Origin of the sequence: Citrobacter sp. Awk 4, from assembly GCF_028069725.1 — a bacterium.
Taxonomy (GTDB): Bacteria; Pseudomonadota; Gammaproteobacteria; order Enterobacterales; family Enterobacteriaceae; genus Citrobacter_D.
In genome coordinates this window covers 56,199-66,924 of record NZ_JANEWG010000026.1, presented here as the reverse complement: position 1 = coordinate 66,924, position 10,726 = coordinate 56,199, and the positions used below count along the sequence as shown (strand labels likewise).

Here is a 10,726-nt window from a genome sequence, read left to right as displayed (position 1 = left end):
GGGGGATATTGATTGATAATCAATGAATTAGATTGGTGATTTTTGGGGAGGGGGTCATTGCTACTGCTTCGTCTATTTTTCTTGAGCTAGCGAGTCAGCTGTTTCTGTCTTTTTTTCAGCATCATTAATCGCGCTATCTAACGCCTCATACTGCCATAAAGGCGCTGCTTTTTCTTCCGCTTCAGTGTGTTCATGTAGGGCCTGCGCCAACTTTTCCTGGCACTCACTTAACTGATTAGAAAGGGCGATATTGCTGACTGTAAGGGCATCAATCTCGGCTTTATGTTGCTTGTTTTTCTTGACCAGAATGACAGCCAGGACAGGAGTCAGTAGAGCTAACAAGGGCACTATAACGAGAAATAAAATCATATCGCATCCTTTTACTCTATCAATTTGAAACCGCTGTCCTTCTTATACCTGCAATCACATCAAGATCCGAAAAAGCACATTCAAAACTATTTTCTGCAGTGAAATGTTAATCATGCGCTTTGGCTGTCTTGTCATCAGTCTAACAGATAGGTTCTATCGAGATTGATTCACCAGTCACCATTAATCACTTCAGTAAATTTATGCGCGCAGAGAGGGAGGGAGCGCCATCTTCAACCATTTTGTTGCCACACGCGTTAAAAGCATGCTCTAAGCGGCTGATTTGATAGGTGATACGAATTTCAGGTAACAAAAAACCCATCAACCTTGAACCAAAACGGCGGGGTTGATGGGCTCCACAAATTGGGGACATCAAAGAAAAGCAGTGGCACTAGTTATGACTGACACCTTTAAGAAAAGTTCTACTAACCTGCAAAAAAATTTTCATTTAAAGGCAAACTTCCGTTTTATCCTAAACCAGGCCAGATGATGACGATGAGTGTCCCCGCCAGCGTCAGTAAGACGTTGGCAATTGCATAGGTGCCTGCATAGCCTAATGCAGGGATGTTGCTTCTCGCAGTGTCGCTGATGATTTCCATCGCTGGCGCGCAGGTACGAGCCCCCATCATGGCGCCAAACAATAAGGCGCGGTTCATACGTAATACATAGGCACCAAACAGGAAGCAGATGACAACGGGCACCAGGCTGACCACCAGACCTGCGATCAGCATTTGTCCGCCGACAGCGCCAAGTCCGTTGCCGATACCGCTACCAGCACTCAAGCCGACGCCTGCCATGAATACCATCAGGCCAAACTCTTTCACCATGTTCAGCGCTCCCTGAGGGATGTAGCCAAAGGTAGGGTGGTTGGCGCGTAAAAAGCCCAGCATGATTCCGGCAAACAGCAGTCCGGCAGCATTACCGATCCCAAAACTGAAGTTGCTGAACTGGAAGGTGATCATCCCGATCATAAGGCCAATGATAAAGAAAGCGCAGAAGGCCAGCAGGTCTGTGACCTGGCTGTGAATGGAGATAAAGCCAATGCGATCTGCAATGGTTTTGACGCGACGGGCATCACCGCTTACCTGCAGGACGTCGCCTTTGTTCAACACCACGTTGTCGTCGATAGGCATCTCAATCTGGCTGCGGATCACGCGGTTAAGAAAACAACCGTGGTCGGTGAGCTTCAACTGCGCAAGACGGCGCCCCACGGCATTGTGATTTTTCACCACGATCTCTTCGGTGACGATACGCATGTCGAGCAAATCACGATCGAAGACCTCTTTCCCATTACGGAAGCTGTGATCGAGTCGGGCATGGGCGTCCGGGTAGCCCACTAAGGCTATCTCATCGCCCATTTGCAACACCGCATCGCCATCGGGATTCGCCAGAATACCGTTACGGCGGATCCGTTCGATGTAGCAGCCGGTCTGACGATAAATACCCAGTTCACGCAGATTTTTACCGTCCGCCCAGGCTACGAGTTCCGGCCCCACGCGGTAGGCGCGGATAACAGGCAGATAGACTTTACGGTTGGCGTCAGTGTCCAGACCGCGTTCGCGCGCGATCTGTTGGGCGCTGGTTTGCAGATCCTGGTGCTGGAGTTTAGGCAGATAACGGGCACCAACAATTAAACTGACCAGGCCTATCAGATAGGTTAGCGCGTAGCCCAGACTCAGGTTATCCAGCGCGGCGGAAAGCTGGGAACTCGCCATTCCGGAATGGCGCAGCGTGTCGCCCGCACCGACGAGCACAGGCGTGGAGGTCATCGAACCGGCGAGCATACCCGCCGTCAGGCCGATGTCCCAGCCAAACAGCTTACCTAACCCCAGGGCGATCAGCATGGCGCTACCTACCATCACCAGGGCCAACATCAGATAATTTTTCCCATCGCGAAAAAAAATGGAAAAAAAGTTAGGGCCTGCTTCAACGCCGACACAGAAAATAAACAGCATAAAGCCGAGATTCAGGGCGTCAGTGTTAATACTGAAGTGCTGCTGCCCTAATAATAATGAGACGACTAAAACGCCAATGGAATTACCAAGTTGGACCGACCCCAGGCGCAATTTTCCCAGACACAGGCCAAGCGCAAGGACCACAAATAATAACAGGATGTAATTCCCATTTAACAAATCTGCGACGTTTATATTCACGGAGACTAACTTCTTGTTTACTAGTAAGCTGTTGAAAGAAATGACAATTTACGCTAATGTTTTTGCCATGAATTAAGGGGCGACGGCATCGTGCACAGCCTCCAAAATAAAAGCAACAAAGCAATTTTGCGGTTAGTTTAATCTCATTACGTATCAACGGCTATAAGAATCGTGTGGGCGTGTTTTGGCATGGAATGCCGGATGACTTTATCTGACTGGACGCCTTCGGGCGAAAAGAGTGTTCGATAGAGAGAGTGTCAGGAGGAGCGATTGAAACATAAACAAGGTTGGGCAGGCGCTGTCTGCTGCTTTGTACTCTTTATAGTGGTGTGTCTTTCATTAGTGATGAACGTAAAAGGCGCTTTTCGGGCCGCGGGTCACCCTGAGATTGGGTTACTTTTCTTTACGCTACCCGGTGCCGTAGCCAGTTTCTGGTCCCACCGAAGGGAGGTGATCAAACCCCTGTTTGGTGCGATGTTGGCTGCGCCCTGTTGTCTGTTGCTAATGCGGCTGTTTTTTACACCAACCCGCTCTTTGTGGCAGGAACTCGCGTGGTTGTTTAGCGCGGTGTTCTGGTGCGCGCTTGGCGCACTCTGCTTTTTATTTATCAGCAGTCTGTTTGATCCGCGACGCAAGAAAAGCAGATAACGCCCTCATGATGAGGGCGTGTATGTCGCATCAGGCAAACAGATTGACGTTTTCTTTTGCCCATGCTTCAAAATCGGTGCAACCGCCGATGTGTTTTTGATCGACAAAAATCTGCGGTACGGTCTCCACCGGTTTGCCGACCGTCTTTTCCAGATCCGCTTTCGTGATCCCTTCAGCGTGAATATCGATATAACGGTAGTTGAAGTCGTCGTGCTCGTTGCTTAATTTTTCTGCCAGCTCTTTGGCACGTACGCAATAGGGGCATCCTGGACGACCGAAAATAACGGTAAACATTGTTTCTCTCCTCGAACTTACTGAGCCTGACGGCGAATCCTGTCATGATGCCGCTAAATGACGTTGATGAAAAGCAGGTTACGCCTGTTGCTTTGATATCTTTAGGCTATATCTGTTAAGCAAGGCATATCAGAACGTTTTACAATGAGCATCCGTTCATCGGGAGACAGCATATGCGGACGATTGGCGCGCTACCCAAAAGTGTGTTGATACTGGAGTTTTTCGGTATGGTGATACTGGCGCTGGCCTTGTTATCTATCAACCACACTCTCACTCTGCCGGCACCGTTTAATACCTCGCTGGCACAGATAGCCATGATCTTTATTGGCGTTCTGCTCATGGTTCCTGCCGCAGTCGTACTGATGTGGCGAATCGCGCAACGACTCGCCCCGCAACTGATGACGCGGACTTCCGACTCAACTTCCCGTTCCGACAGAGAAAAACCTCATGACTCCAACCATTGATTTACTGCGTGGGCACCGTTCTATTCGCCATTTTACTGATGAAGTCATCTCTGATGCGCAACGTGAGGCAATTATCGCTGCTGCGCAGGGAACGTCGAGCTCCAGCTTTCTGCAGTGCAGTTCCATCATCCGTATTACCGATAAAACAATGCGTGAAGCGCTGGTAAGCTTAACGGGTGGGCAAAAACACGTGGCGCAGGCCGCCGAGTTCTGGATTTTTTGCGCGGATTTCAATCGCCATTTACAGATTTGCCCCGATGCCCAGTTAGGTCTCGCGGAGCAGTTATTGCTGGGTGTGGTCGACACCGCGATGATGGCGCAAAATGCGCTGACCGCGGCAGAGTCCCTGGGACTGGGCGGGGTGTTCATTGGTGGGCTGCGTAATAATATTGAGGCGGTAACGGAAATGCTGAAATTGCCAAAACACGTGCTGCCGCTGTTTGGCTTGTGTCTCGGCTGGCCCGCCGACAATCCTGGGGTTAAACCGCGCTTACCTGCCGGGTTGATTATTCACGAGAATCAGTATCAACCGATGGATGCTTCTTTGTTAGCGCGCTATGACGAGCAGATTGCGCACTATTATCAGACGCGAGACAGTAACGCGCGCCGCGATACGTGGAGCGCTCATATTCGGCGTACCATTATTAAAGAAAACCGACCTTTCATTCTGGAATATTTACATAAACAAGGCTGGGCGACGCGCTAAAGGCTATAACCCAGTGTATGATACGCAGGCTTTTACCAGGTCTTTCAGAGAGGTGCAGGGTGAAAATTGCCATTTTGTCCCGGGACGGAACGCTCTATTCTTGTAAACGCCTGCGAGAGGCGGCGATGAAACGCGGCCATCTGGTTGATATTCTCGATCCCCTTTCCTGTTATATGAACGTGAGCCCGGCCGGGTCGTCCATTCATTACAAAGGCCGCCAGCTTCCTCAGTATGATGCGGTCATCCCGCGTATTGGTTCTGCGATCACGTTTTACGGCACAGCGTCCCTGCGTCAGTTTGAGCTGCTTGGCAGCTATCCGCTTAATGAATCCGTGGCGATCACGCGCGCGCGCGACAAGCTGCGTTCGTTACAGTTACTCGCCCGGCAAGGGATTGATTTACCCATTACGGGGATTGCCCATTCGCCAGATGACACCAGTGACCTGATCGAGATGGTTGGCGGTGCGCCGCTGGTGGTAAAACTGGTCGAGGGAACGCAGGGGATTGGCGTTGTGCTGGCAGAAACGCGCCAGGCGGCGGAGAGCGTGGTTGATGCCTTTCGCGGGCTTAACGCGCATATTCTGGTGCAGGAGTATATTGCGGAAGCCAAAGGTCGCGATATTCGCTGTCTGGTGGTGGGCGACGAGGTCGTGGCGGCGATCGAGCGGCAGGCAAAAGCAGGCGATTTTCGCTCTAACCTGCATCGCGGCGGCGTTGCCAGCATCGCCAACATTACGGCACGTGAACGAGAGATTGCCATCAAGGCTGCGCAAACGCTGGGGCTGGATGTCGCAGGTGTCGATATTTTGCGTGCAGAGCGGGGGCCGTTAGTGATGGAAGTGAATGCCTCGCCCGGCCTGGAAGGGGTCGAGAAAACCACAGGGGTTGATATTGCCGGGCGAATGATCCAGTGGATTGAACGTCACGCGACAGCCGAATTTTGCCTTAAAACGGGTGGCTAATCTCAATATTGGACCTGATCGTGGTATGACGAGGTCTTTTTGCGTAAGCTGTGCCCGGTATTTTTTTCATCGTGTAAGAGGTAGCACATTATTATGACATCACTGGTCGTTCCCACTCTGGATACGTTGCGTCAATGGCTCGACGACCTGGGCATAAATTTTTTCGAATGTGATACTTGCCAGGCGCTGCATTTACCCCATATGCAGAACTTCGATGGCATCTACGACGCAAAAATTGATTTGGTAGATAACACACTGTTGTTTTCTGCCATGGCGGAAGTCAGACCTTCCGCGTTGTTGCCGCTGGCGGCCGATTTATCCGCGATAAACGCCAGTTCGTTAACCGTGAAAGCGTTTCTCGACATGCAGGATGACAATCTGCCGAAGCTGGTGGTCTGCCAGTCGTTATCCGTGATGCCTGGGGTGACGTATGAACAGTTTGAGTGGTTCGTTCGTCAGAGCGAAGAACAGATCTCAATGGTTATCCTGGAAGCCGGGGCGCATCAACTTTTGTTCAGCGCTGACGAAGAGGCGCAAAAAAACGGCGCTGAGAACCATTTTCTTCACTGATCCCTTTCAAAAATAAGCAGCCGCTGCCAAAGCGGCTACTGTTTTCATGCAGTTATGCTGTATTTAACCTTTTCTTAAAGAATTATTCACTTCCCTTCTGGCTGTTTCGCTTTATCTCATAGAGTGATCCTGCATAAAAAATTGATAAAAGGCGTTTTTTAATCTGAGCTATAGTCTCAAACCCTGGCTAAAGTTATTCTTGCGAGGCTTTTATATCGCGAGCAATGACGGCAGGGGGAGAGTCGACTCTTCTTTACCTGTGTCGGATGAAAAAATATGCATAATTTTTGCATATCTTAGAATGTGACAATATTGATTCGTTTGTTAACGGATTTTCATAAGGAAAGAGATTATGACCGCCTTAAATAAAAAATGGCTATCGGGTCTGGTTGCGGGCGCTTTGATGGCCGTCTCTGCCGGCACGCTCGCTGCTGAACAAAAAACCCTTCATATCTATAACTGGTCGGATTATATCGCCCCGGATACGGTGGCAAATTTTGAAAAAGAGACCGGTATTAAAGTTATCTATGACGTGTTTGACTCCAATGAAGTCCTCGAAGGTAAGCTCATGGCCGGGAGTACCGGTTTTGATCTGGTGGTGCCATCTGCGAGCTTTATGGAACGTCAGTTAACGGCGGGTGTGTTTCAACCTCTGGATAAAAGCAAACTTCCTGACTGGAAAAACCTCGATCCTGAATTATTGAAGTTGGTTGCCAAGCACGATCCGGGCAACAAATTTGCGATGCCGTATATGTGGGCAACGACCGGCATTGGCTACAACGTCGATAAAGTGAAGGCGGTGCTGGGGGAAGATGCCCCGGTGAACAGTTGGGATCTGATCTTTAAACCTGAAAATATTGAAAAGCTGAAAAGCTGCGGTGTTTCTTTCCTGGATGCGCCTGAAGAGGTGTTTGCCACCGTGTTGAACTATCTGGGTAAAGATCCGAACAGTACGAAGGCAGATGATTATACCGGCCCGGCAACCGAGCTATTGCTGAAGCTGCGTCCTAATATTCGCTACTTCCATTCTTCGCAATATATCAACGATCTGGCCAATGGCGACATTTGCGTGGCGATTGGCTGGGCAGGAGATGTCTGGCAGGCTGCTAATCGTGCAAAAGAAGCTAAAAACGGCGTAAATATTTCCTATTCAATCCCGAAAGAGGGGGCAATGGCATTCTTTGACGTCTTCGCGATGCCTGCTGATGCGAAGAATAAAGAGGAGGCTTATCAGTTCCTCAACTATCTGCTGCGTCCGGATGTGGTTGCCCACATTTCCGATCATGTGTTCTACGCTAACGCTAACAAAGAAGCGACGACGTTGGTCAGCCCGGAAGTCCGTGACAACCCGGGTATTTATCCGCCAGCGGATGTACGCGCCAAAATGTTCACGCTGAAAGTTCAGGATCCGAAGATCGACCGTGTTCGTACACGTGCCTGGACCAAGGTGAAGAGCGGTAAATAAGCGTTTGAGGTAATTGCCTGGTAACGTACATGCTTACCCGACCTGCAGAACATTGCGTTTTGCGGGACGGGTAAACAACGCGCTACCCGGCAATACGCACCGTTATGGTGCGAATTTTGCACCGTTTTTGTTTTTGCCGGAGAGCACCCCGTGAATGAGCATATCCCCCGTCCGCAAGCGAAAATCCGTAAAGCGCTAACGCCGCTTCTTGAAATCCGCAATCTGACCAAGTCGTTTGATGGTCAGAATGCTGTAGATGACGTCAATCTCACCATTTATAAAGGCGAAATATTTGCGTTACTTGGCGCATCGGGCTGCGGGAAATCGACGCTGCTGCGCATGTTGGCAGGTTTTGAACAACCTACCACTGGCCAAATCATCCTGGATGGCGTTGATTTGGCACATGTACCGCCTTATCTGCGCCCGATCAATATGATGTTTCAGTCCTATGCGCTGTTTCCGCATATGACGGTGGAGCAGAACATCGCGTTCGGCCTCAAGCAGGACAAACTGCCGAAGGGCGAAATAGACGCGCGCGTGACTGAAATGCTGGGGCTGGTGCACATGCAGGAGTTTGCCAAACGTAAGCCACACCAGCTTTCCGGTGGGCAACGTCAGCGTGTGGCATTGGCGCGCAGTCTGGCTAAGCGTCCGAAGTTACTGCTGCTGGACGAACCGATGGGCGCACTGGATAAAAAACTGCGTGACCGGATGCAGCTGGAAGTGGTCGATATTCTTGAGCGCGTGGGCGCGACCTGCGTCATGGTAACCCATGACCAGGAAGAAGCGATGACGATGGCAGGACGTATCGCGATCATGAACCGTGGCAAATTTGCGCAAATCGGCGAGCCGGAAGAGATCTATGAACATCCGACCACGCGTTATAGCGCTGAGTTTATCGGTTCTGTGAATGTCTTTGAGGGCTTGTTGAAGGACCGTCAAGAAGATGGACTGGTGATTGAGTCTCCGGGGCTGGTGCATCCCTTAAAGGTGGATGCCGATGTGTCGGTTGTCGATAACGTGCCGGTGTACGTCGCGCTTCGTCCTGAGAAGATCATGCTGTGTGAGGCTCCCCCGGCAGATGGCTACAATTTTGCCGTCGGTGAAGTGGCGCATATTGCCTATCTCGGCGATCTCTCAATTTACCATGTACGTTTGAAAAGCGGTCAGATGATCAGCGCCCAGTTACAGAATGAACACCGCTATCGCAAAGGTTTACCCACCTGGGGCGATGAAGTGCGTCTGTGTTGGGATGCAGACAGCTGTGTAGTGTTGACGGTTTAAGGAGCGAAGATGAGTACACTTGAACCTGCGGCACGCGTGGACAAACACAGCAACTTCACGCTGTTTATGTCGCGTATGCAAATGAAGCATGGGCGCAAGATGGTCATTGCGCTGCCGTATATCTGGCTGATCCTGCTCTTTCTGCTGCCTTTTCTGATTGTTTTTAAAATCAGTCTGTCGGAGATGGCGCGGGCGATCCCGCCGTATACCAATCTGATGGAGTGGGCTGACGGACAGTTATCGGTCACGCTCAATCTGGGGAATTTCCTGCAACTGACGGACGATCCGCTCTATTTTGATGCGTATCTGCAATCACTGCAGGTGGCGGGGATCTCTACACTCTGCTGTTTACTGCTGGGGTATCCGTTGGCGTGGGCGGTGGCGCACAGCAAATCCTCGACGCGCAACATCCTGTTGCTGCTGGTGATTTTACCGTCATGGACCTCGTTTTTGATCCGTGTTTACGCCTGGATGGGGATCCTGAAAAACAACGGGGTGCTGAACAACTTCTTGATGTGGCTAGGGGTCATTGATCAGCCGTTGACGATTCTGCACACCAATCTGGCGGTGTACATTGGGATTGTGTATGCCTATCTGCCGTTTATGGTGCTGCCGATTTATACTGCGCTAACGCGCATTGATTATTCGCTGGTGGAGGCCTCGCTGGATTTAGGGGCAAAACCGCTGAAAACCTTTTTCAGTGTCATCGTACCGCTGACAAAGGGCGGCATTATTGCCGGGTCGATGCTGGTGTTTATCCCGGCGGTCGGGGAGTTCGTGATCCCTGAATTGCTCGGTGGTCCGGACAGCATCATGATTGGCCGCGTGCTGTGGCAGGAATTCTTCAACAACCGTGACTGGCCGGTCGCTTCTGCTGTAGCCATTATCATGCTGTTACTGCTGATCGTCCCGATCATGTGGTTCCATAAACATCAGCAAAAAAGCGTGGGGGAACACGGATGAATAACTTACCGGTAGTCCGTTCGCCCTGGCGAATCTTCATTCTGGTGCTTGGCTTTACCTTCCTCTATGCGCCAATGCTGATGCTGGTGATTTACTCCTTTAACAGTTCCAAACTGGTGACCGTCTGGGCGGGCTGGTCTACGCGCTGGTACGGCGAACTTTTTCACGATGAAGCGATGATGAGTGCGGTCGCCCTGAGTCTGACCATTGCCGCCTGTGCGGCCACCATGGCGGTGATTCTTGGCACCATCGCTGCCGTAGTGATGGTTCGCTTTGGGCGTTTTCGCGGCTCGACCGGATTTGCGTTTATGATAACGGCGCCGTTGGTGATGCCAGACGTCATTACCGGGCTGTCGTTGCTGTTGCTGTTTGTGGCGTTGGGACACGCAATCGGCTGGCCGGCGGATCGTGGCATGTTGACCATCTGGCTGGCGCACGTCACCTTCTGTACCGCGTATGTGGCGGTGGTGATTTCGTCCAGATTGCGCGAACTGGATCAATCGATTGAAGAGGCGGCGATGGATCTTGGGGCCACGCCGGTGAAAGTGTTCTTCGTGATCACTTTGCCGATGATTATGCCGGCGGTGATTTCCGGCTGGCTGTTGGCCTTCACGCTCTCGCTTGACGATCTGGTCATTGCCAGCTTTGTCTCTGGGCCCGGTGCGACAACCTTACCGATGCTGGTTTTCTCCAGCGTGCGCATGGGGGTTAACCCGGAAATAAACGCTCTAGCGACCCTGATCCTTGGGGTGGTCGGAATTGTCGGATTTATCGCCTGGTATCTGATGGCGCGTATGGAAAAACAACGGATCCGCGATATCCAGCGTGCAAGACGCGGCTGAAGAAACTAA

12 protein-coding genes are annotated in these 10,726 nt (G+C 51.1%); 9 read left to right on the top strand and 3 right to left on the bottom strand.

Annotated elements, in window-relative coordinates; translation table 11 throughout:
* Positions 1-72: 72 nt before the first annotated feature.
* Together NNO04_RS12905 and NNO04_RS12900 are read right to left on the bottom strand one after the other, a co-directional pair.
* Positions 73-369 (bottom strand): hypothetical protein, encoded by a 297-nt coding sequence (locus NNO04_RS12905; protein ID WP_271444993.1) that lies wholly within the window; start codon positions 367-369, stop codon positions 73-75.
* A 464-nt stretch (positions 370-833) separates the two neighbouring features.
* The gene (locus tag NNO04_RS12900) at positions 834-2,519 is read right to left on the bottom strand and encodes an aspartate:alanine antiporter (RefSeq protein WP_271444992.1); all 1,686 of its coding nucleotides are present in this window, start codon (positions 2,517-2,519) and stop codon (positions 834-836) included.
* A 270-nt stretch (positions 2,520-2,789) separates the two neighbouring features.
* On the opposite strand from NNO04_RS12900, the gene NNO04_RS12895 reads away from it, so the two are divergent.
* Positions 2,790-3,167 (top strand): inner membrane protein YbjM, encoded by a 378-nt coding sequence (locus NNO04_RS12895; protein WP_271444991.1) that lies wholly within the window; start codon positions 2,790-2,792, stop codon positions 3,165-3,167.
* A 30-nt stretch (positions 3,168-3,197) separates the two neighbouring features.
* On the opposite strand, the gene NNO04_RS12890 is transcribed toward NNO04_RS12895, so the two are convergent.
* Positions 3,198-3,461, bottom strand: coding sequence for a GrxA family glutaredoxin (locus NNO04_RS12890; protein WP_162379633.1), 264 nt, complete (start codon positions 3,459-3,461; stop codon positions 3,198-3,200).
* A 173-nt stretch (positions 3,462-3,634) separates the two neighbouring features.
* Between NNO04_RS12890 and NNO04_RS12885 the strand changes: the two genes are divergently transcribed.
* The 8 genes from NNO04_RS12885 to potI all read left to right on the top strand — a co-directional run bounded on the left by NNO04_RS12885 (position 3,635) and on the right by potI (position 10,717).
* A complete protein-coding gene (locus tag NNO04_RS12885) occupies positions 3,635-3,925 on the top strand; it encodes a YbjC family protein (protein ID WP_271444990.1) in 291 nt (96 codons plus the stop codon).
* Positions 3,909-4,631 (top strand): oxygen-insensitive NADPH nitroreductase, encoded by a 723-nt coding sequence (nfsA, locus tag NNO04_RS12880; protein ID WP_271444989.1) that lies wholly within the window; start codon positions 3,909-3,911, stop codon positions 4,629-4,631. Before NNO04_RS12885 ends, nfsA begins: the two co-directional genes overlap by 17 nt.
* A 59-nt stretch (positions 4,632-4,690) precedes the next feature.
* Positions 4,691-5,593 (top strand): 30S ribosomal protein S6--L-glutamate ligase, encoded by a 903-nt coding sequence (gene rimK / locus NNO04_RS12875; RefSeq protein ID WP_271444988.1) that lies wholly within the window; start codon positions 4,691-4,693, stop codon positions 5,591-5,593.
* Between the two features lie 93 nt (positions 5,594-5,686).
* Entirely contained in the window at positions 5,687-6,163 is a 477-nt protein-coding gene (locus NNO04_RS12870) for a YbjN domain-containing protein (RefSeq protein ID WP_271444987.1), read from the top strand.
* 352 nt (positions 6,164-6,515) lie between these two features.
* Positions 6,516-7,628, top strand: coding sequence for a spermidine/putrescine ABC transporter substrate-binding protein PotF (potF, locus tag NNO04_RS12865; RefSeq protein WP_271444986.1), 1,113 nt, complete (start codon positions 6,516-6,518; stop codon positions 7,626-7,628).
* A gap of 150 nt (positions 7,629-7,778) precedes the next feature.
* A complete protein-coding gene (potG, locus tag NNO04_RS12860; RefSeq protein WP_271444985.1) occupies positions 7,779-8,912 on the top strand; it encodes a putrescine ABC transporter ATP-binding subunit PotG in 1,134 nt (377 codons plus the stop codon).
* 9 nt (positions 8,913-8,921) lie between these two features.
* A complete protein-coding gene (gene potH / locus NNO04_RS12855) occupies positions 8,922-9,875 on the top strand; it encodes a putrescine ABC transporter permease PotH (RefSeq protein ID WP_271444984.1) in 954 nt (317 codons plus the stop codon).
* Positions 9,872-10,717, top strand: coding sequence for a putrescine ABC transporter permease PotI (gene potI, locus NNO04_RS12850; RefSeq protein WP_271444983.1), 846 nt, complete (start codon positions 9,872-9,874; stop codon positions 10,715-10,717). Before potH ends, potI begins: the two co-directional genes overlap by 4 nt.
* The last annotated feature ends 9 nt before the right edge of the window (positions 10,718-10,726 follow it).

Excerpts from the sequence above, each read along its gene's own strand:
- NNO04_RS12905 (WP_271444993.1), bottom strand. The coding sequence starts at position 369 with ATGATTTTATTTCTCGTTATAGTGCCCTTGTTAGCTCTACTGACTCCT.
- NNO04_RS12890 (WP_162379633.1), bottom strand. The coding sequence starts at position 3,461 with ATGTTTACCGTTATTTTCGGTCGTCCAGGATGCCCCTATTGCGTACGT.
- NNO04_RS12885 (WP_271444990.1), top strand. The coding sequence starts at position 3,635 with ATGCGGACGATTGGCGCGCTACCCAAAAGTGTGTTGATACTGGAGTTT.
- nfsA (WP_271444989.1), top strand. The coding sequence starts at position 3,909 with ATGACTCCAACCATTGATTTACTGCGTGGGCACCGTTCTATTCGCCAT.
- NNO04_RS12870 (WP_271444987.1), top strand. The coding sequence starts at position 5,687 with ATGACATCACTGGTCGTTCCCACTCTGGATACGTTGCGTCAATGGCTC.
- potF (WP_271444986.1), top strand. The coding sequence starts at position 6,516 with ATGACCGCCTTAAATAAAAAATGGCTATCGGGTCTGGTTGCGGGCGCT.
- potH (WP_271444984.1), top strand. The coding sequence starts at position 8,922 with ATGAGTACACTTGAACCTGCGGCACGCGTGGACAAACACAGCAACTTC.
- potI (WP_271444983.1), top strand. The coding sequence starts at position 9,872 with ATGAATAACTTACCGGTAGTCCGTTCGCCCTGGCGAATCTTCATTCTG.